Here is an 18,497-nt window from a genome sequence, read left to right on the forward strand (position 1 = left end):
GCGTCTGGTTGCCGGGCCTGAAGCGGATGCTACCGTCATTGACCTGGTGCGTAAGCAGCTTGGCCTCGACCAGCCGCTGTATATGCAGTTCATCCATTACATTTGCAATGTTCTGCAGGGCGATTTTGGTATCTCGATGGTGTCGCGCCGTCCGGTGTCGGAGGAGATTGCCAGCCGCTTTATGCCGACGTTCTGGTTAACGATAGCCAGCATGAGCTGGGCGGTCGTGTTTGGGCTTGGTGCCGGGATTATCGCGGCCGTCTGGCGCAACCGCTGGCCGGACAAGCTCGGCATGGCGCTGGCGGTGACCGGCATCTCCTTCCCGGCGTTCGCGCTGGGGATGCTGCTGATGCAGATCTTCTCCGTCGAACTGGGCTGGCTGCCGACCGTCGGGGCCGATACCTGGAAGCACTATATCCTGCCTTCCATGACGCTGGGGGCTGCCGTTTCGGCGGTAATGGCCCGCTTTACCCGCGCCTCGTTCGTTGACGTGCTGAGCGAAGATTATATTCGCACCGCGCGGGCGAAAGGGGTCAGCGAGAAGTGGGTCATTCTCAAGCACGGGTTTCGCAATGCGATGATCCCGGTGGTGACGATGATGGGGCTCCAGTTTGGCTTCCTGCTCGGCGGCTCGATCGTCGTGGAAAAGGTCTTCAACTGGCCGGGACTGGGACGCCTGCTGGTCGACTCCGTCGAGATGCGCGACTACCCGGTGATTCAGGCGGAAGTTCTGCTTTTCTCGCTGGAGTTTATTCTTATCAACTTAGTGGTGGACGTGCTCTACGCCGCCATTAACCCGGCCATCAGGTACAAGTAAGATGCGATTGTTGAACTGGCGACGTCAGGCCGTTTTAAACGCGATGCCGGGGCTAAAACCGGACCACGTCCGCACCCCGTGGTCTGAATTCTGGCGGCGTTTTCGCCGTCAGCCGGTCGCGATGACCGCGGGGCTGTTTGTGCTGCTGCTGATTGCGGTGGCGGTGATTGCGCAGTGGGTGGCGCCGTTTGATGCGGAAAACTATTTTGACTACGACCGTCTGAACGACGGACCGTCGATGCTGCACTGGTTCGGCGTTGACTCACTCGGGCGCGATATCTTTAGCCGCGTGCTGGTCGGGGCGCAGATCTCGCTTGCCGCCGGGGTGTTCGCGGTGCTGATCGGCGCGGCCATCGGTACCGTACTGGGTCTCGTTGCCGGGTATTACGAAGGCTGGTGGGACCGCATCATCATGCGCATCTGCGACGTGCTGTTTGCTTTTCCCGGCATTCTGCTGGCGATTGCCGTGGTGGCGATCATGGGCAACGGCATGGCGAACGTCATCATTGCGGTCGCGGTCTTTTCGATTCCGGCGTTCGCGCGCCTGGTGCGCGGGAACACGCTGGTGCTGAAACAGCAGACGTTTATCGAATCCGCCCGCAGCATGGGGGCCAGCGACGCCACGATCCTGTTCAGCCATATTTTGCCGGGTACGGTATCGTCCATCGTGGTCTATTTCACCATGCGTATCGGCGTGTCGATTATCTCGGCGGCCAGCCTGTCGTTTCTGGGGCTAGGGGCGCAGCCTCCGACCCCGGAGTGGGGCGCGATGCTGAACGAGGCGAGGGCGGATATGGTGATTGCGCCGCACGTGGCGATCTTCCCGAGTCTGGCGATTTTCCTGACCGTGCTGGCGTTTAACCTGCTGGGTGACGGGCTGCGCGACGCGCTGGATCCGAGGATTAAGGGGTAGGGCAGTGAAATGTGCCGGGTGGCGGCTACGCCTTACCCGGCCTACAAAAGCGGAGTGGGGTGATTAAACCCGGCTACCCCACAGGTCATATTCGTCGGCGTTTTCAACCTTCACGCGAATAATATCACCCGGCTTAACGTTGGTTTCGCCGTTCAGGTACACCGCGCCGTCGATTTCAGGGGCGTCCGCCATGCTGCGGCCAATCGCGCCTTCTTCGTCCACTTCGTCAACGATGACCATGATCTCGCGGCCCACTTTTTCCTGCAGACGCTCGGCAGAGATCTGCTGCTGCAGCTGCATGAAGCGGTTCCAGCGCTCTTCTTTGACTTCTTCCGGCACCTGGTCCGCCAGCTCATTGGCGGTTGCGCCTTCTACCGGGCTGTACTTGAAGCAGCCTACGCGGTCCAGACGCGCTTCTTTCAGGAAGTCGAGCAGCATCTGGAAGTCTTCTTCGGTTTCACCCGGGAAGCCGACGATGAAGGTGGAGCGCAGGGTCAGATCCGGGCAGATTTCACGCCACTGCTTGATGCGCGCCAGCTGGCGATCAACGGAGCCAGGACGCTTCATCAGCTTCAGGATACGCGGGCTGGCGTGCTGCAGCGGGATATCCAGGTACGGCAGAATTTTGCCTTCCGCCATCAGCGGGATCACGTCGTCAACGTGCGGGTACGGATAGACGTAGTGCAGACGCGTCCAGATACCGAGTTTAGACAGCTGCTCGCACAGGCCGACCATGCTGGTTTTCACCGGCTCGCCGTTGTGGAAACCGGAGCGGTGTTTAACGTCCACGCCGTAAGCCGAGGTGTCCTGGGAGATGACCAGCAGCTCCTTCACGCCCGCGTCGGCCAGACGTTTAGCTTCCGCCAGCACTTCGCCAATCGGACGGCTTACCAGATCGCCACGCATGGACGGGATGATGCAGAAAGTGCAGCGATGGTTGCAGCCTTCGGAAATTTTCAGGTACGCGTAGTGGCGCGGCGTCAGCTTCACGCCCTGCTCTGGCACCAGGCTCAGGAACGGGTTGTGCTTTGGTTTTGGCACGTAGTGATGAACATGTTCCAGCACCTGCTCGTAGCTGTGCGGGCCGGTGATCTCCAGCACCTTCGGGTGCACTTCGCGGATCTGGTCTTCTTTCGCGCCCAGACAGCCGGTAACAATCACTTTGCCGTTTTCCGTCAGGGCTTCACCGATGGCTTCCAGTGACTCCTGAACCGCGCTGTCGATAAAGCCGCAGGTGTTCACGATCACCATATCGGCGTTGTCGTAGCTTGGCACCACGTCATAGCCCTCGGTGCGCAGTTCGGTCAGGATGCGTTCGGAATCCACGAGGTTTTTCGGGCAGCCCAGGGAGACGAAGCCGATTTTCGGCTGGTGCGTAACATTGCTCATAGGTTAAAAATTCATCAATTATGGAGTTATCAGGGCGGGATTTTACAGCGTATCGCGGGGGATTTATACACTCTTTGCAAGGCGGATGCGCCGGGCAGACGTTGTAACATTGTAAATAATGTTAATCAGTTAATAAAAATTGATCCCAGGCATTAAACTGTACAAAAAATGAACTTATCCTGACTATGCACAATGGCTGACAGAGGAGGAAAGAGCATGACCGTTGACAGACTTAAACGCGATCTGCTTACCAAGCTGATCAACGCCCGAATCGACCTGGCCGCGTACCTGCAGTTGAGGAAGGCAAAAGGGTATATGTCAGTCAGCGAAAGCGAACATCTGCGTGATAACCTGTTTGAACTTTGCAATTTCATGCGTGAAAAAGCACCGACCCTGAAGGCGAAATACGGCGAAAGTGAGCTGATCGCCCTGCGCCGCGCCGCTGAGGTGCTTTCTATCGCTGGGGTATGTTTGATGAACGGACGCCACGACTGCCCTAATTTTATCGCTGTTAACGCGGAGAAGCTTGAGAACTGCCTGACCACGCTCTCTCTATGCATCATGTGCCTGAACGAGCACGAGAAGCTTGAACAGCACTGACCCAGGGGGAGGCAACTCCCCCTTCTGATTAAGCTTTTGTAAAAGTGGTAACGCGCCCGGATGCAGTGGCTAACCTTTATGCCATATGCCGATAAAGGAGCGCGTTATGCCTCGATCCTCGCTAATTTCCCTGCCTGCGTTGTTCATTCCGTTTTCGCTTCTTGCTGCCCCAGAGGCGGTCAAGGTCGAGGTGCTGCAAAACAAACTCGATCATCCCTGGTCTCTGGCGTTTCTGCCGGACAATAAAGGCCTGCTGGTGACCCTGAAGGGCGGTCAGCTCAAACGCTGGCAGGCCGGAAAAGGGCTGTCCGATCCGATTGTCGGCGTGCCGAAGGTCTGGGCAAACGGTCAGGGAGGATTGCTGGATGTGGTGCTGGCGCCGGACTTTGAGAAGTCGCGCCGCGTCTGGCTGAGCTTCGCCGAAGCAGGAAGTGACGGCAAAGCCGGAACGGCGGTGGGCTATGGCCGGTTAAGCGATGATTTTACGCGCATTGAAGCCTTCCAGGTGGTGTTCCGCCAGATGCCGAAACTCTCCACCGGGAACCATTTTGGTGGGCGGCTGGTATTCGACGGCAAAGGCTCGCTCTTTATCGGACTCGGCGAGAACAACCAGCGTCCGACGGCGCAGGATCTGGATAAATTGCAGGGTAAAGTGGTGCGCCTCACCGAAGACGGAAAAGTGCCGCCGGATAACCCGTTTGTGAATACCCCCGGCGCGCGACCCGAAATCTGGTCTTACGGCATTCGCAACCCGCAGGGGATGGCGATGAATCCCTGGAGCGACGCGCTGTGGCTGAACGAGCACGGCCCGCGCGGCGGGGATGAGATCAACATCCCGGAGAAAGGAAAGAACTACGGCTGGCCGCTGGCGACGCATGGCATTAACTACAGCGGTCTGAAAATTCCGGAAGCCAAAGGCGAGCACGTTGAGGGAACCGAAAAACCGCTGTTCGTCTGGAAAGTGTCACCTGCCGTGAGCGGTATGGCGTTTTACAACAGCGACGTTTTCCCGCAGTGGAAAAACAAGCTGTTTATCGGCGCGCTGAAGGAAAAGGACGTTATCGTGCTGAGCGTGGAGGGCAATAAGGTAACGGAGGACGGGCGAATTCTGGGCGACCGGGATAAACGTATTCGCGATGTGCGGGTGGGGCCGGACGGCTATTTATATGTGCTGACCGACGAGACGGACGGGCAGCTGTTAAAAGTCAGCCCGTCCGGTGCGTAATCAGGTGACCGGGATCATTACCACGTTGCGGTACGCCGGGCGATCGCTCAGCTGTTTTAGCCAGCGCTCAAGGTGAGGGCGCGGCGTCCACTTCAGGCCCATATTGGTCAGGTTCCAGACGAACGGCGCCACGGCGATATCGCCCACGCCGAACGCCTCGCCGGAGAACCAGGCGTGCTTCGCCAGCTCGTCATCCATCATCGCGAAAAGATTTTCGCAGGCATCCTGCGCGGCGTGAATCGCGGGATAATCGCGTTCGGCTTCCGGCGTGCGGATAAGTCCCATCAGGATCACGCGGTGGGTCGGGGATAGCGTCTGGTTCGCCCAGTCCATCCACTTTTCACCCTGGGCGCGCTGCGCCGGGTTTTCTACCCACAGACGCCCTTGACCATACTGGGCGGCGAGGTAACGCACAATGGTGTTAGATTCCCAAAGCGTCGCGTCGGTTTCATCATCGCGCAGCAGCGGCACCAGGCCGTTCGGGTTCATGGCCAGATAGTCGGCCTCTTTATTCACGCCGAACGACATGCCGGCCATGATTTGATTGAACGGTAAATCCAGCTCCTCGAGCGTCCAGAGCACTTTCTTAACGTTGGTCGAGTTGTTCCTGCCCCAAAGCGTAATCATATTTACTCCTGATGAGATGTGAATCCGGGTCAGCTTTCGCCATGGTGAGATAAACCTAACAATTACGCAACAGAAGACAAAAAAATCGTCTGAATCAAAGCGTATCTGAATGTTATTGCATAAACTTTAATAACTTTACCCTCGTTGGGTTTCTTTAACCGTTTTAGTGCGCTATTACTCATCGCTTCTTGCGACACGGTGATGTGACGTAATTTTTGAATGGACACTCGGGTGGCATTTATGACGCGTAAAATGACTTCTCTGCGCAGCCTTGCGACAGGCTCTGCGCTCCTTTTCCTGTTTGCACCAACGCTCTACGCAGCTGAACAGGCTGCTCCCGAAGCGCCGCCTGTGGATGCGCGCGCCTGGATCCTGATGGACTACTCCAGCGGTAAAGTGCTGGCGGAAGGGAATGCGGATGAGAAACTCGATCCGGCAAGCCTGACCAAAATCATGACCAGCTATGTGGTCGGCCAGGCGTTGAAAGCGGGCAAGATCAAGCTGGACGATATGGTCACCATCGGGAAAGATGCCTGGGCGACCGGTAACCCGGCGCTGCGGGGCTCTTCGGTGATGTTCCTGAAGCCGGGGGATCAGGTCTCCGTTTCCGATCTGAACAAAGGGGTAATTATTCAGTCGGGAAATGATGCGTGCATCGCGCTGGCCGACTACGTTGCCGGCAGCCAGGATTCTTTCATTGGCCTGATGAATGGCTACGCGCAGAAATTGGGCTTAACCAACACCACGTTCAAAACGGTTCACGGTCTGGATGCACCGGGACAGTTCAGTACCGCGCGCGACATGGCGCTGCTGGGGAAAGCGCTGATCCACGACGTGCCGGATGAATACGCCATCCATAAAGAGAAAGAGTTTACCTTCAATAAAATCCGCCAGCCGAACCGCAACCGCCTGCTGTGGAGCAGCAACGTTAACGTGGACGGAATGAAAACCGGCACCACGGCGGGCGCGGGCTATAACCTGGTGGCCTCCGCGACCCAGGGCGACATGCGTCTGATTTCGGTGGTGCTGGGCACCAAAACCGACCGTATTCGCTTTAATGAGTCAGAAAAACTGCTGACCTGGGGCTTCCGCTTCTATGAAACCGTGACGCCGATTAAACCGGATGCCACGTTCGTCAGCCAGCGCGTCTGGTTTGGTGACAAGAGTGAAGTCAATCTCGGGGCGGGTGAAGGCGGCTCGGTGACCATTCCGCGCGGTCAGCTAAAAAACCTGAAGGCCAGCTACACCCTGACCGACCCGCAGCTCACCGCGCCACTGAAAAAAGGCCAGGTGGTCGGGACGATTGATTTCCAGCTAAACGGGAAGTCGATTGAACAGCGTCCGCTGATTGTGATGGAAGCGGTGGAAGAAGGCGGCTTCTTCAGCCGGATGTGGGATTTCGTGATGATGAAATTCCACGGGTGGTTTGGCAGCTGGTTCAGCTAAACCTGATGGGTTTTCTCCCTCTCCCTGTGGGAGAGGGCTGGGGTGCGGGCATCAGACCGCACCCTCTTAATACATCAACTTCACCTGCTGCGCCTTCGCGTGGGCCACAATCTCGTCGTCCGGGCGGCAGTCGCTGACGATGGCGTCGAACTGCGCCAGCTCGCCCATTCTTGCCGAACGGACCTTGCCAAACTTGCTGTGATCGACCACCAGAACATGGTACTGCGCGGCGCTTAATGCCCAGTGCTTCACCGGCAGCTCTTCCAGGTTAAAGCAGGTCGCGCCCTGACGCACGTTGACGCCCGCGGCGGAATAAAACGCGATATCCGGGCAGAGATTGCTGAGCGTATCCTGCAGGTTGAGCGGCTTAAAGATGGCGTTGCTGGCGTGAAACTCGCCGCCGCAGAGGATCACCCGGCACTCGGGTTTCTCCTGCAGCGCCAGAAAGGTGTTCAGGGAGTAGCACACGGCGGTAAAAGGGATGCTGCTGTCGATAGCTTCGATAATCCACGGCGTGGTGGTTCCGCAGTCAAAAAACAGCGTCTGGTGCGGCTGTACCAGTGAGGCCGCAAGCCGGGCGGCCTTACGCTTCTCTTCCACCAGGCGCGTCTTCTGGTCGCTGATCAGATAATGGCTGGCGCTACGCGGCTCAAGCACAATATACCCGCCCAGCAGCACGACGGGCGCGCTTTCGCTGTTCAGATCCCGACGAATGGTCATCTCTGAGACGCCGAGGAGGTTGGCGGCTTCCTTAAGATGCAGCTTATCACTGCGCTTCAGCGCCTGTAGCAGCTGAGCAATGCGGTCATCGCGACGTGTTTCCATAGTTCCTCGGGATAAAAAAGTGAACCCCCGCAGGGCGGGGGTTCAAGTGTAACCTGTCAGGTTGGGGTTAGTCACGTATCCAGCCTTTGCGGATCGGGATAGCGAAAATGGCGCGATAGAGCGAAGACAGCGTGCGGTAGAGCGCTTCACCGAAGAGGCTCCACAGGATAGCCGCGCTCACGCAGCCAATCATCCCGACCAGGAAACCGCCCACCATATCCAGCGGCCAGTGAACGCCCAGGTAAACGCGAGACCAGGCGATTGCCAGGGCCGCCACCATCAGGACCGCGCCGGACCACAGGCGATGCCAGAACAGGAAAGCCAGCGCGAAGGTAAAGATCACCGTTCCGTGATCGCTCGGGAACGAGTCATCCGGCGCGTGGTGCAGGAAGGTATAGCCGACGTGATCGACAAAAGGACGATCGTGCGGGAACGCATGGCCGAGAATGTAGCTGACCAGGACGCTTACCCCGAGCGCCATCGCGACTTTAATCACCAGCTGGCGCTGCGCCTTCACCTGGCTGCGGGGACCCCACAGCCAGAGAATCGCAGCCAGTGCAGGCACGATACTGATCAAATCTTTTGCCAGAAAGGTGGCAAAATCGATCGTCCACTCAGGCGAGGCTGGCGTGGCGTTGATCAGATAAAACAGCTGATAATTCAGATTCTCTAACATAGCGTTATCACTCTTTAGCAAACCGGGTGGAAATGAGTCCGTAGACAACCACCTGGGAAAACCAGACCCACCACCCGGCCCACAGGTTGTGAGAGAAAAAATGCGCCCCGCGCATGACCTGGCCGTAGCCCATCGCCAGACCTAACACCACGCCCAGCGCGACGAAGCACCAGGCGAGACGCGGACGCTCGCGCCAGAAGGCAAAAAACAGCCCCATCACCATAAAGCCGCTGGAGGCGTGACCGCCGGGGAAACAGCGCCCCGGACCGCTGTCGGCAGGGACGGCGCTGAAAAGGGGATAAGACACAGCCTTACCGCCATATTCCACCAGATCCCACGGGCAGCTGTGATGGCTCACGCTTTTCAGCACGCCTACCACCAGCGCACCAACGCCCATCAGCAGCGCCGCCGTGACCAGCCTTGCGTTGCGCTTCCAGGCGCCGTAAAACAGCGCTACGGCACCTAAGCCGATGGCGATGTACTTCGCCAGGCGGTGGTTCAGCAGATCCAGCAGGTGGTCCTTCTGCAGCGGAAAGCTCTGCGTTGCCGCGTCATACCAAAAGGAGGTGATCCATCTGTCGAGCGCTTCACTGCGCGATAGCCACGTAAACACCACGGCAAGGGCGATCAGTACGAAAAGCTGATAACCATAAAAGCGGGTCGGTAAGCGGTAAAGTCGTTTTGTCTTATTTGTCTGTAAGTTAGACAATTCTGAACGGCTGGAGGTGAGTGCCATAATTTGGGATCGTTGACGAGTAATCGGGCTATCATAAAAGCGTCAACTTAAGGAAACCTTAAACGAAGACGATATGTGCTTTATTTCTGTTTATCCTCGATAAATCACTATCTCGGGCTGCGGCATTTCATTAAACTCGTCGCGATTTTGTCATTATAAAGAGATTGCATGTTAAACCGTTCTTCTTCTGGTTCACGTCTGGGTCGTCAGGCGTTGCTTTTCCCCCTGTGTCTGGTGCTCTACGAATTCTCTACCTATATCGGCAACGATATGATCCAGCCCGGTATGCTGGCCGTTGTGGCGCAGTACAACGCGGGTATTGAGTGGGTGCCGACCTCCATGACCGCCTATCTGGCCGGCGGCATGTTTTTGCAGTGGCTGTTAGGGCCGCTGTCGGATCGTATTGGCCGTCGTCCGGTGATGCTGACGGGCGTGGTGTGGTTTATCATCACCTGTCTCGCCACGCTGCTGGCGCAAAACATTGAACAATTTACCCTGCTGCGCTTCCTGCAGGGGGTGAGCCTGTGCTTTATCGGCGCCGTGGGGTATGCCGCCATTCAGGAGTCGTTTGAGGAGGCGGTGTGTATCAAGATTACCGCGCTGATGGCGAACGTCGCGCTGATCGCCCCCTTACTCGGGCCGCTGGTGGGTGCCGCGTGGGTGCACGTTGCGCCGTGGGAAGGGATGTTTGTGCTCTTTGCGGTTCTCGCCGCCTTCGCGTTCTTTGGCCTGCACCGGGCGATGCCGGAAACGGCCACCCGCATCGGTGAGAAACTCTCGCTGAAAGAGCTGGGTCGGGATTACAAAGAGGTGCTGAAGAACGGCCGCTTTGTGGCGGGCGCGCTGGCGACCGGGTTCGTTAGCCTGCCGCTGCTGGCGTGGATCGCGCAGTCGCCGGTCATTATCATCAGCGGTGAAAAGCTCAGCAGCTACGAGTATGGCCTGCTGCAGGTGCCGATCTTTGGCGCGCTGATTATCGGGAACCTGGTGCTGGCACGTTTGACGTCACGACGCACCGTGCGTTCCCTGATTATCATGGGCGGCTGGCCGATTGCGGCAGGGCTGATTCTGGCTGCGGTGGCGACCGTCGCGTCATCCCACGCCTACCTGTGGATGACGGCGGGGCTCAGCCTCTATGCCTTCGGGATTGGCGTGGCCAACGCCGGGCTGGTGCGCCTGACGCTGTTTGCCAGCGAGATGAGTAAAGGCACGGTCTCAGCGGCAATGGGAATGCTGCAGATGCTGATTTTTACCGTCGGTATTGAAGTGAGCAAGCATGCCTACGCGATGGGCGGCAACGGGCTGTTCAGCCTGTTTAACCTCGCCAACGGCGCGCTGTGGGTTGGCCTGATGGTGGTGTTCCTGAAAGACAAACGCGTCGGCAACGCCCTGCAGCCTTAATTCTTATTCCCTCTCCCTGCTGGCGAGCACGGAACAAGTCCCCTCTCCCTGTGGGAGAGGGCCAGGGTGAGGGTACCAGACCGCACCGGTCAATTAAACGGCGCCTCTCCGTTCAACACCTTCTCAATCACGTTTAAAACGCCTTCATCATTATTATGCGGCGCTTCAAAACGCGCGGCCGCTTTAATATGCGGTCTGGCATTCGCCATCGCAAAGCTGAACCCGGACTGACGCAGCATCTCCACGTCGTTGCCGCTGTCGCCGAAAGCCACCACTTCGCTGTCGTCAATGCCCCAGCGCTTTTGCAGGATCCGCAGGCCGTTGGCTTTATGCACGCCGGGGATAATCAGGTCGATACTGCCGTGACCGGTGGTGACAGGCACCATGATGTCGCTCAGCTTTTCATGCAGCAGCGCCTGAATCCGCGGAATTTCATCATCAGATACGTTAAGCCCGAACTTGAAGAAAATATCGTTCAGGTTGTCGAAATTGCTGACCATTTCGAGGCGGTGGTAATACTTCGCCGCGATATCCTTAAAGCCCTCGTCATAGCATTTCAGCGTGTACGCGCTGCTTTTCCCGCAGGCGATGATCTCAATGCCCGGAACCTCGTTTAGCACGTTCGCTACGGTCTCGAAATGGGCTTTCGACAGTTCGCCGTTAAAGATGTCTTCACCTTCGCTCACGACCCAGCCGCCGTTTTCGGCGACGAAGGCAATTTCATGCGCAATCTCCGGGAAAAAGGAGATCAGCTGGTAGTACTGGTTGCCGCTGGCGACCACAAACCGAATGCCTTGCGCCTTCATGCGGGCATACTGCGCCAGAAAGCGCGGCCGATTATAGGTCTTGGCATCGCTCAGAAAAGTACCATCCATGTCGACGGCGATCAGTTTAACGCTCATATCCCTTCTCCAGTGTCGTTTGATTCGTTTCCGGCTTTGCCACCGCGCGCGCCACCAGCGCCGCGATGATGACTAACCCTAACACCACCAGCATGGCGCTGCGCAGCCCGTAGTGCTCGCCGAGGAAGCCGAGCAGCGGCGGCCCGACCAGGAAGGCGAGATAGCCCGTGGTTGCCACCACGCTGACGCGCGTCGGCGCATCCGGGCCGGTATCGCTGGCGGCTGAAATGGTCAGCGGGAAGCCGAGCGACGCGCCCAGTCCCCACAGGATCACGGAAACGCCGGCAATCCAGTCCACGTCCACAAAGATGATCATCGCGATACCCAGGCCGCCCAGCAGGGCGCTGGCGCGTACCACCGCCACGCGACTGTAGCGGTCGATAAACCAGCCGCCGGTGAAGCGCCCGACGGTCATCCCCAGCGTAAACCCGGCGTAAATCAGCGAGCCGGAGGTCGGGCTAAAGCCGTGACCGTCCACCATCAGCAGCGGCAGCCAGTCGTTGGCGGAACCTTCCGCGAACGCCATCGCCAGCACCACCACGCCGATCAGCATCAGCTGGAAGTCGCGGTAGAAGGGCTGCCCTTTTTCGGCCGAGTGCTGTTCGTCAGCGGAGTTCTTACCGGTGCCGTCCGGGATCGCCCGGATGCCGGTCAGAATGGGAATGATGCACACCAGCGCCGCCAGCAGGATATGCAGATTCGCGCTTACGCCAGTGGCCGTCAGCGCCATCCCCACGCCCGCACCGGCCAGCGTGCCGAGGCTGTAAAAACCGTGCATCATCGGCAGCACGGTTTTATTCATCTCATGTTCGACCGCCGCCCCTTCCACGTTGATAGCAACTTCAGCCGAACCGAAGCTGCCGCCAAATACCGTCAGGCCCAGGGCGAACAGCACTGGCGAAGCAAACCACAGCGCCACGCTCAATATTCCCATCCCGAACACGGCAAAGCACATGGTGGTGCGGATCACCGCTCGCGTACCAAAGCGCTTTACCAGCCACGCGGAGCAGAGGATGCCGCTCATGGAGCCTATCGACAGGCCGAACAGCACAATGCCCATCTCCGCGGTAGAAACGGACAAAATATCGCGAATGGCGGGGGTGCGCGTGGCCCAGGAGGCCATCAGCAGGCCGGGAATAAAGAAGAACATAAACAGCGCCCACAGGCGTCGCTGCAGGGCTTTGCGGGGAGAGGTCAGCGTCATCGGGATAGCACCAGAAGTACAACAATAGCGACAACACTAGCAAGTTTGTGTACATTTGTACACAAACCACGTGAGGAATTTATGAGCAGATCACCGAACGATCCGCATCGCCGGGAGAAGATCCTGCAGGCAACGCTCGATACCATCGCCGAGCACGGCATTCACGCCGTCACGCACCGTAAAATCGCCACCTGCGCGGGCGTGCCGCTGGGGTCGATGACCTACTATTTCGACGGCATGGAGCCGCTGCTGGAGGAGGCCTTCACGTGGTTTACCCGGCAGATGTCGCAGCAGTATCGGGATTTCTTTGCGGGCGTCACCGGGCCGGAAATGGCGTGCGAATCCATCACCACGCTGATCCATAGCTCGCAGGTGACCACGCCGCACAACATGGCGCTGATGTATCAGCTCTACGCCTTTATGCACCGCAGCGCGGCGCTCAAAACGGTGATGCAGGACTGGATGAAGATGAGCCAGACCACGCTGGAGCAGTGGTTCGACCCGGTTACCACCCGCGCGCTGGACGCGTTTATCGAAGGGATGACGCTGCACTACGTCACCGACCGGGCGCCGTTAACCCGGGAGGAGATCCGGGCGATGGTGGGGAGAATTGCGGGCGAGGGTAACCTTTAGGTAACACTCGCCCTGCCAGTTTTACCTGCGTTCGATTTTTTTCCCGCTGGCATCCACCACGGCTTCGCCATCCTCTTTCGTAAACGCCCGTTTCTGTGCATCCGGCAGGATGTCGAGGACGACTTCAGACGGTCGGCAGAGGCGGGTGCCCAGCGGCGTCACCACGATCGGACGGTTAATCAGGATCGGGTGTTGCAGCATAAAATCAATAAGCTGGTCGTCGTTGAAGCTATCTTCGGCAAGGCCGAGCTGTTCATAGGGCTCCACGTTTTTACGCAGCAGGTCCCGCACCGAAATGCCCATATCGGCAATCAGGGCGGTCAGCTCATCGCGCGACGGCGGGGTTTCCAGATAGAGGATAATTTCTGGCTCCGTGCCGCTGTTGCGGATCATCTCCAGCGTGTTGCGCGAGGTGCCGCAGGCCGGGTTGTGATAAATGGTGATGTGGCTCATATCAGTGGCTCATTACAGTGTGAAAGAGAGACGTAGCGCTAGCGCGGCGAGCGTCACAAACAGGACGGGCAGCGTCATAACGATGCCCGTCCGGAAATAGTAGCCCCATGTGATCGTCATGTTTTTCTGCGCCAGCACGTGGAGCCAGAGCAGGGTGGCGAGGCTACCGATAGGCGTGATTTTCGGCCCCAGGTCGCAGCCAATCACGTTGGCGTAAATCATTGCTTCCTTGATCAAACCTGTCGCCGTACTGCCCTCGATGGAGAGCGCGCCAATCAGCACCGTGGGCATATTGTTCATTATGGATGAGAGAAACGCGGTGATGAATCCGGTTCCCAGCGTGGTGACCCACAGTCCGTGTCCGGCCAGGCTATTCAGTACGCCTGAAAGAGATTCCGTCAGCCCGGCATTGCGCAGGCCATACACCACCAGATACATCCCCAGCGAGAAGATGACGATTTGCCACGGTGCGCCGCGCAGCACTTTTCCGGTGTTTATCGCATGTCCGCGCTTTGCGACAGCGAATAAAATCAGCGCGCCGACGGTCGCGATGGCGCTGACCGGAATGCCGAGAGGTTCAAGCACAAAGAAACCCACGAGCAGAAGCAGCAGGACGATCCAGCCCGTTCTGAACGTCGGGAGATCGTGAATGGCCCGCGCGGGCTCTTGGAGTTTCGCCAGGTCATATTCCGGGGGAATTTCCTTACGGAAGAAAAGATGCAGCATCATCAGCGTTGCGGCAATGGCGGCGATATCAACAGGGATCATCACCGAGGCGTATTCGCTGAACCCCAGCTTAAAGAAGTCTGCCGACACGATGTTGACCAGGTTGGAGACAATCAGCGGCAGGCTGGCGGTATCGGCGATGAAGCCCGCCGCCATGACAAACGCCAGCGTGGCCTGCTTGCTGAACCCCAGCGCCAGCAGCATGGCGATAACGATAGGCGTCAGGATCAGCGCCGCACCGTCATTGGCAAACAGCGCCGCCACGGCTGCGCCCAGCAGCACAATATAAGTAAACAGCAATCGCCCGCGACCGTTCCCCCAGCGGGCAACGTGCAGCGCCGCCCACTCGAAAAAGCCGGACTCATCCAGCAGCAGGCTGATGATGATGACGGCGATGAACGTTGCCGTGGCGTTCCAGACGATATTCCACACGACCGGAATATCGTTAATATGAATCACGCCGCTGGCCAGCGCCAGTACGGCGCCGATAGTCGCGCTCCAGCCGATACTGAGCCCTTTGGGCTGCCAGATGACCAGTACCAGCGTAAACAGAAAAATAGCCCCTGCCAGAAACATCGCTTACTCCATTATATCTGTTTTTGTGAATGTGTTTTGCCTAGCACGAGCCCGAGAGTCGGTTTTTCAGCTTCATGCGCGTCTCTTCCCGCAGGCAGTTCCAGCTGTTGTCGATAACGGTTGCCGCCCAGGCAGGCATGTTGGGAGATAGACGGTAATGGACCCATTTCCCTTCACGGCGATCGATAACCAGCCCGGATTCGCGCAGCAGGGCCATGTGGCGGGAGACCTTCGGCTGCGATTCTGTGGTCGCGGCACAGAGATCGCAGACGCACAGTTCTCCCGCTTCGCGGAGCAGCATGACGATGGCGAGCCGCGTTTCGTCGGAGAGGGTTTTGAAGAGCTGGAGCGGGTGGAGCATGGGATTTCCTGCAGGTGTGATTTTATATATGTTTAATCATATGTGTTTTGGTGGCAAGAGAGAAGAAAAGAATAGAGGAAGGTGAATTTAAGGCAACAAAAAACCCATCAACCTTGAACCAAAACGGCGGGGTTGATGGGCTCCACAAATTGGGGACATCAAAGAAAAGCAGTGGCACTAGTTATGACTGCCCCCCGATAAAAAAGTTCTGCGCGTAACAAAAATATTTTCCACTACGCGCATTCTTAGGAGTTATCCGAGTCCTGGCCAGATGATGATAATCAGCGTACCCGCCAGTGTCAGCAGCACGTTAGCGATAGCATACGTGCCCGCATACCCCAGCGCCGGGATGTTGCTGCGCGCGGTATCGCTGATGATTTCCATAGCAGGCGCACAGGTACGCGCCCCCATCATCGCCCCGAAGAGCAGGGCGCGGTTCATGCGCAGCACGTAGGCGCCGAACAGGAAGCAGATCACCACCGGCACCAGGCTGACGATAAGTCCGGAAACCAGCATCTGCCAGCCGACGGCGCCCAGACTGTGGCCGATACCGCTGCCCGCGCTTAAGCCGACGCCCGCCATAAAGACCATCAGACCGAACTCTTTCACCATGTTCAGCGCGCCCTGCGGAATGTAGCCGAAGGTCGGGTGGTTTGCTCGCAGGAAGCCCAGCATAATCCCGGCAAACAGCAGCCCGGCGGCGTTACCGATGCCGAAGCTAAAGTTGCTGAACTGGAAGGTGATCATCCCGATCATCAGGCCAACGATAAAGAAGGCGCAGAAGGCCAGCAGGTCGGTGACCTGGCTGTGAATGGAGATAAAGCCGATGCGGTCGGCAACGGTTTTCACGCGTCGCGCGTCGCCGCTAACCTGCAGTACGTCGCCTTTGTTGAGCACGACGTTGTCGTCGATCGGCATCTCTATCTGGCTGCGGATCACGCGGTTGAGGAAGCAGCCGTGGTCGGTCAGCTTCAGCTGGGCCAGTCGGCGGCCCACGGCGTTATGGTTTTTCACCACGATCTCTTCGGTGACGATACGCATGTCGAGCAGGTCGCGGTCAAACACCTCTTTGCCGTTACGGAAGCTCGGGTCGAGACGGGCGTGGGCGTCCGGGTAGCCCACCAGCGCGATGTCGTCGCCCATCTGCAGCACCGCGTCGCCGTCCGGGTTCGCCAGAATGCCGTTGCGGCGGATACGTTCGATATAGCAGCCCGTCTGGCGGTAAATCCCCAGCTCGCGCAGGTTTTTGCCGTCAGCCCATGCCACCAGCTCTGGCCCGACGCGATAGGCGCGGATTACCGGAAGATAGACTTTACGTTTGGAATCGGTATCGAGACCGCGCTCGCGCGCGATTTGCTGGGCGCTGGTCTGCAGATCCTGGTGCTGCAGTTTTGGCAGGTAGCGTGCGCCGACAATCAGGCTCACCAGACCAATCAGATAGGTCAGGGCATAGCCCAGGCTCAGGTGGTCGAGCGCGGTAGAGAGCTGCGCGCCGGCCATGCCGGAATGGCGAAGGGTATCACCGGCACCCACCAGCACGGGGGTGGAGGTCATAGAGCCTGCCAGCATACCGGCCGTTAACCCGATATCCCAGCCAAACAGTTTACCCAGCCCTAACGCGATCAGCAGCGCGCTGCCGACCATCACCAGCGCCAGCATCAGATAATTTTTGCCGTCGCGGAAGAAAATTGAAAAAAAGTTCGGTCCCGCTTCTACGCCAACACAAAAAATAAACAGCATAAAGCCTAAGTTGAGCGCGTCCGTGTTAATGCTGAAGTGCTGTTGACCTAATAATAAGGAGACGACTAAAACGCCAATGGAATTACCAAGTTGAACTGAACCCAGGCGCAATTTACCCAGGCAAAGGCCCAGCGCCAGTACCACAAATAATAACAGGATGTAATTCCCATTTAACAAGTCTGCGACGTTTATATTCACGGAGGCTAACTTCTTGTTTACCAGTAAGTTGTTGAATGAAAGGACTATTTGGGCTACTGTTTTCTGGGCCAGGGAACGCGTTCAACCCTCCCTGTTACCTAATTTATTCCCTAAAACATTAGCTGGCCGATAGTTTAATCGTATTAGCTACTGACAGCTACCTATTATCGCATCACCCTGTGCGTACTTTGGCAAGGATTGCCGCACTGCTTTATCTGACTGGGCGTCTACCCGACGAAGGTGTATTTGATAGAGATAAGTCAGGAGGATAGTTTGAACATTAAACGAAACTGGGCGGGGGTGATCAGCTGTTTTTTGCTGTTTACCGTCGTGTGCATGTCGCTCGCTTTTAATGTGAAAGGGGCATTCAGGGCAGCCGGACATCCGGAGCTGGGGCTGCTCTTTTTCACCCTGCCGGGAGCCGCTGCCAGTTTTCTTTCCCGTAAAGGGGAGGTGGTCAAGCCGCTTATTGGCGCAATGCTGGCGGCACCGCTGTGTCTGCTGCTGATGCGCATGCTGTATGTGTCAACGCGAAGTTTCTGGCAGGAGATGGCGTGGTTGCTGAGCGGCGTCTTCTGGTGCGCCCTCGGCGCGCTGTGCTATTTGTTTGTGTGCAGCCTGATTAAGCATCGACGGCACCACAAATAAAAACGCCCTCCGGGTGAGGGCGTCTTCGTATTACTGGGCGGCAAACAGGCCCAGATGCTCTTTGGCGTAAGCTTCAAAGTCAGTGCAACCACCGATGTGTTTCTGATCGAGGAAGATCTGCGGTACGGTTTCAACCGGCTTACCGACGGTTTTTTCGAGATCCGCTTTGGTGATGCCTTCCGCGTGGATGTCCACGTAGCGGAAGTTGAAGTCATCGCGCTCTTCAGTCAGTTTCTCAGCCAGCTCTTTCGCGCGCACACAGTAAGGGCACCCTGGACGACCAAAAATTACTGCAAACATTTCTCTCTCCTCAAAAAACAAGCCTGACGGCGAATAGGACATATAGTGCCCGATAACCTGCCGCCATTAAAGAAGGTTTCGCCTGTCGCTTTGATACAGTA

General features: G+C 57.6%; 20 protein-coding genes. 8 read left to right on the plus strand and 12 right to left on the minus strand.

The annotated features are described in order from the left end of the window. Both gsiC and gsiD read left to right on the plus strand, forming a co-directional pair. On the plus strand, positions 1-817 hold an 817-nt coding region (gene gsiC / locus DEO48_RS18655), incomplete at its 5' end, for a glutathione ABC transporter permease GsiC (protein ID WP_109845965.1). A 1-nt stretch (position 818) separates the two neighbouring features. Beyond that, positions 819-1,730, plus strand: a complete 912-nt coding sequence (gene gsiD, locus DEO48_RS18660) for a glutathione ABC transporter permease GsiD (protein ID WP_109845966.1) — start codon at positions 819-821, stop codon at positions 1,728-1,730. Between the two features lie 63 nt (positions 1,731-1,793). Here gsiD and rimO read toward each other — a convergent pair whose 3' ends face one another. Beyond that, positions 1,794-3,119: a 30S ribosomal protein S12 methylthiotransferase RimO gene (gene rimO / locus DEO48_RS18665; protein WP_023310913.1), complete on the minus strand. Its 1,326-nt coding sequence runs from the start codon at positions 3,117-3,119 to the stop codon at positions 1,794-1,796. A gap of 216 nt (positions 3,120-3,335) precedes the next feature. Between rimO and bssR the strand changes: the two genes are divergently transcribed. Together bssR and DEO48_RS18675 are read left to right on the plus strand one after the other, a co-directional pair. Further along, the gene (gene bssR / locus DEO48_RS18670; protein WP_045355708.1) at positions 3,336-3,719 is read left to right on the plus strand and encodes a biofilm formation regulator BssR; all 384 of its coding nucleotides are present in this window, start codon (positions 3,336-3,338) and stop codon (positions 3,717-3,719) included. A gap of 106 nt (positions 3,720-3,825) precedes the next feature. Next, positions 3,826-4,944: a PQQ-dependent sugar dehydrogenase gene (locus DEO48_RS18675; protein ID WP_109845967.1), complete on the plus strand. Its 1,119-nt coding sequence runs from the start codon at positions 3,826-3,828 to the stop codon at positions 4,942-4,944. On the opposite strand, the gene DEO48_RS18680 is transcribed toward DEO48_RS18675, so the two are convergent. Continuing rightward, on the minus strand, positions 4,945-5,571 hold the full coding sequence (locus tag DEO48_RS18680) for a glutathione S-transferase family protein (protein WP_047742382.1): 627 nt from the start codon (positions 5,569-5,571) through the stop codon (positions 4,945-4,947). Between the two features lie 240 nt (positions 5,572-5,811). On the opposite strand from DEO48_RS18680, the gene dacC reads away from it, so the two are divergent. Next, a complete protein-coding gene (gene dacC, locus DEO48_RS18685; RefSeq protein ID WP_023310917.1) occupies positions 5,812-7,017 on the plus strand; it encodes a serine-type D-Ala-D-Ala carboxypeptidase in 1,206 nt (401 codons plus the stop codon). A gap of 66 nt (positions 7,018-7,083) precedes the next feature. Here the strand turns inward: dacC and deoR are convergent, their stop codons facing one another. The 3 genes from deoR to DEO48_RS18700 all read right to left on the minus strand — a co-directional run bounded on the left by deoR (position 7,084) and on the right by DEO48_RS18700 (position 9,254). After that, positions 7,084-7,842: a DNA-binding transcriptional repressor DeoR gene (deoR, locus tag DEO48_RS18690; RefSeq protein WP_008503427.1), complete on the minus strand. Its 759-nt coding sequence runs from the start codon at positions 7,840-7,842 to the stop codon at positions 7,084-7,086. A 67-nt stretch (positions 7,843-7,909) separates the two neighbouring features. Beyond that, positions 7,910-8,518 carry an undecaprenyl-diphosphate phosphatase gene (gene ybjG / locus DEO48_RS18695; protein WP_109845968.1) on the minus strand — a complete coding sequence of 203 codons (609 nt, stop codon included), beginning with the start codon at positions 8,516-8,518 and terminating at the stop codon, positions 7,910-7,912. A gap of 7 nt (positions 8,519-8,525) precedes the next feature. Further along, a complete protein-coding gene (locus DEO48_RS18700; RefSeq protein ID WP_109845969.1) occupies positions 8,526-9,254 on the minus strand; it encodes a phosphatase PAP2 family protein in 729 nt (242 codons plus the stop codon). 168 nt (positions 9,255-9,422) lie between these two features. On the opposite strand from DEO48_RS18700, the gene DEO48_RS18705 reads away from it, so the two are divergent. Beyond that, a complete protein-coding gene (locus tag DEO48_RS18705; RefSeq protein ID WP_109845970.1) occupies positions 9,423-10,655 on the plus strand; it encodes an MFS transporter in 1,233 nt (410 codons plus the stop codon). Positions 10,656-10,744: 89 nt separating this feature from the next. On the opposite strand, the gene DEO48_RS18710 is transcribed toward DEO48_RS18705, so the two are convergent. Continuing rightward, positions 10,745-11,557 carry a Cof-type HAD-IIB family hydrolase gene (locus DEO48_RS18710; RefSeq protein WP_109845971.1) on the minus strand — a complete coding sequence of 271 codons (813 nt, stop codon included), beginning with the start codon at positions 11,555-11,557 and terminating at the stop codon, positions 10,745-10,747. Then, positions 11,547-12,761, minus strand: a complete 1,215-nt coding sequence (locus DEO48_RS18715; protein ID WP_109845972.1) for an MFS transporter — start codon at positions 12,759-12,761, stop codon at positions 11,547-11,549. The genes DEO48_RS18710 and DEO48_RS18715 overlap by 11 nt, the downstream gene beginning before the upstream one ends. An 81-nt stretch (positions 12,762-12,842) precedes the next feature. Between DEO48_RS18715 and DEO48_RS18720 the strand changes: the two genes are divergently transcribed. Further along, positions 12,843-13,394, plus strand: coding sequence for a TetR/AcrR family transcriptional regulator (locus DEO48_RS18720; RefSeq protein WP_109845973.1), 552 nt, complete (start codon positions 12,843-12,845; stop codon positions 13,392-13,394). A 21-nt stretch (positions 13,395-13,415) separates the two neighbouring features. Here DEO48_RS18720 and arsC read toward each other — a convergent pair whose 3' ends face one another. From arsC to DEO48_RS18740, 4 genes are all read right to left on the minus strand, one after another. Beyond that, the gene (arsC, locus tag DEO48_RS18725; RefSeq protein ID WP_109845974.1) at positions 13,416-13,847 is read right to left on the minus strand and encodes a glutaredoxin-dependent arsenate reductase; all 432 of its coding nucleotides are present in this window, start codon (positions 13,845-13,847) and stop codon (positions 13,416-13,418) included. A 12-nt stretch (positions 13,848-13,859) separates the two neighbouring features. Then, positions 13,860-15,149, minus strand: coding sequence for an arsenic transporter (locus DEO48_RS18730; protein WP_109845975.1), 1,290 nt, complete (start codon positions 15,147-15,149; stop codon positions 13,860-13,862). Positions 15,150-15,189: 40 nt separating this feature from the next. After that, the gene (locus DEO48_RS18735) at positions 15,190-15,510 is read right to left on the minus strand and encodes a metalloregulator ArsR/SmtB family transcription factor (protein WP_109845976.1); all 321 of its coding nucleotides are present in this window, start codon (positions 15,508-15,510) and stop codon (positions 15,190-15,192) included. 252 nt (positions 15,511-15,762) lie between these two features. Further along, positions 15,763-17,448: an aspartate:alanine antiporter gene (locus tag DEO48_RS18740; protein ID WP_014169303.1), complete on the minus strand. Its 1,686-nt coding sequence runs from the start codon at positions 17,446-17,448 to the stop codon at positions 15,763-15,765. A gap of 273 nt (positions 17,449-17,721) precedes the next feature. Here DEO48_RS18740 and DEO48_RS18745 point away from each other — a divergent pair, with 273 nt between their 5' ends. Further along, on the plus strand, positions 17,722-18,096 hold the full coding sequence (locus DEO48_RS18745) for an inner membrane protein YbjM (RefSeq protein WP_033145040.1): 375 nt from the start codon (positions 17,722-17,724) through the stop codon (positions 18,094-18,096). A 30-nt stretch (positions 18,097-18,126) separates the two neighbouring features. Here the strand turns inward: DEO48_RS18745 and DEO48_RS18750 are convergent, their stop codons facing one another. Continuing rightward, on the minus strand, positions 18,127-18,396 hold the full coding sequence (locus DEO48_RS18750; protein ID WP_006809455.1) for a GrxA family glutaredoxin: 270 nt from the start codon (positions 18,394-18,396) through the stop codon (positions 18,127-18,129). Positions 18,397-18,497 lie beyond the last annotated feature (101 nt).

The organism is Enterobacter sp. CGMCC 5087, assembly GCF_003144775.1.
Taxonomy (GTDB): domain Bacteria; phylum Pseudomonadota; class Gammaproteobacteria; order Enterobacterales; family Enterobacteriaceae; genus Enterobacter; species Enterobacter cloacae_M.

What these genes read in the sequence shown, in the direction of transcription:
- gsiD (WP_109845966.1), top strand. Translation starts at nt 819, where the DNA reads ATGCGATTGTTGAACTGGCGACGTCAGGCCGTTTTAAACGCGATGCCG.
- rimO (WP_023310913.1), bottom strand. Translation starts at nt 3,119, where the DNA reads ATGAGCAATGTTACGCACCAGCCGAAAATCGGCTTCGTCTCCCTGGGC.
- bssR (WP_045355708.1), top strand. Translation starts at nt 3,336, where the DNA reads ATGACCGTTGACAGACTTAAACGCGATCTGCTTACCAAGCTGATCAAC.
- DEO48_RS18675 (WP_109845967.1), top strand. Translation starts at nt 3,826, where the DNA reads ATGCCTCGATCCTCGCTAATTTCCCTGCCTGCGTTGTTCATTCCGTTT.
- DEO48_RS18680 (WP_047742382.1), bottom strand. Translation starts at nt 5,571, where the DNA reads ATGATTACGCTTTGGGGCAGGAACAACTCGACCAACGTTAAGAAAGTG.
- dacC (WP_023310917.1), top strand. Translation starts at nt 5,812, where the DNA reads ATGACGCGTAAAATGACTTCTCTGCGCAGCCTTGCGACAGGCTCTGCG.
- deoR (WP_008503427.1), bottom strand. Translation starts at nt 7,842, where the DNA reads ATGGAAACACGTCGCGATGACCGCATTGCTCAGCTGCTACAGGCGCTG.
- ybjG (WP_109845968.1), bottom strand. Translation starts at nt 8,518, where the DNA reads ATGTTAGAGAATCTGAATTATCAGCTGTTTTATCTGATCAACGCCACG.
- DEO48_RS18700 (WP_109845969.1), bottom strand. Translation starts at nt 9,254, where the DNA reads ATGGCACTCACCTCCAGCCGTTCAGAATTGTCTAACTTACAGACAAAT.
- DEO48_RS18705 (WP_109845970.1), top strand. Translation starts at nt 9,423, where the DNA reads ATGTTAAACCGTTCTTCTTCTGGTTCACGTCTGGGTCGTCAGGCGTTG.
- DEO48_RS18710 (WP_109845971.1), bottom strand. Translation starts at nt 11,557, where the DNA reads ATGAGCGTTAAACTGATCGCCGTCGACATGGATGGTACTTTTCTGAGC.
- DEO48_RS18715 (WP_109845972.1), bottom strand. Translation starts at nt 12,761, where the DNA reads ATGACGCTGACCTCTCCCCGCAAAGCCCTGCAGCGACGCCTGTGGGCG.
- DEO48_RS18720 (WP_109845973.1), top strand. Translation starts at nt 12,843, where the DNA reads ATGAGCAGATCACCGAACGATCCGCATCGCCGGGAGAAGATCCTGCAG.
- arsC (WP_109845974.1), bottom strand. Translation starts at nt 13,847, where the DNA reads ATGAGCCACATCACCATTTATCACAACCCGGCCTGCGGCACCTCGCGC.
- DEO48_RS18730 (WP_109845975.1), bottom strand. Translation starts at nt 15,149, where the DNA reads ATGTTTCTGGCAGGGGCTATTTTTCTGTTTACGCTGGTACTGGTCATC.
- DEO48_RS18735 (WP_109845976.1), bottom strand. Translation starts at nt 15,510, where the DNA reads ATGCTCCACCCGCTCCAGCTCTTCAAAACCCTCTCCGACGAAACGCGG.
- DEO48_RS18750 (WP_006809455.1), bottom strand. Translation starts at nt 18,396, where the DNA reads ATGTTTGCAGTAATTTTTGGTCGTCCAGGGTGCCCTTACTGTGTGCGC.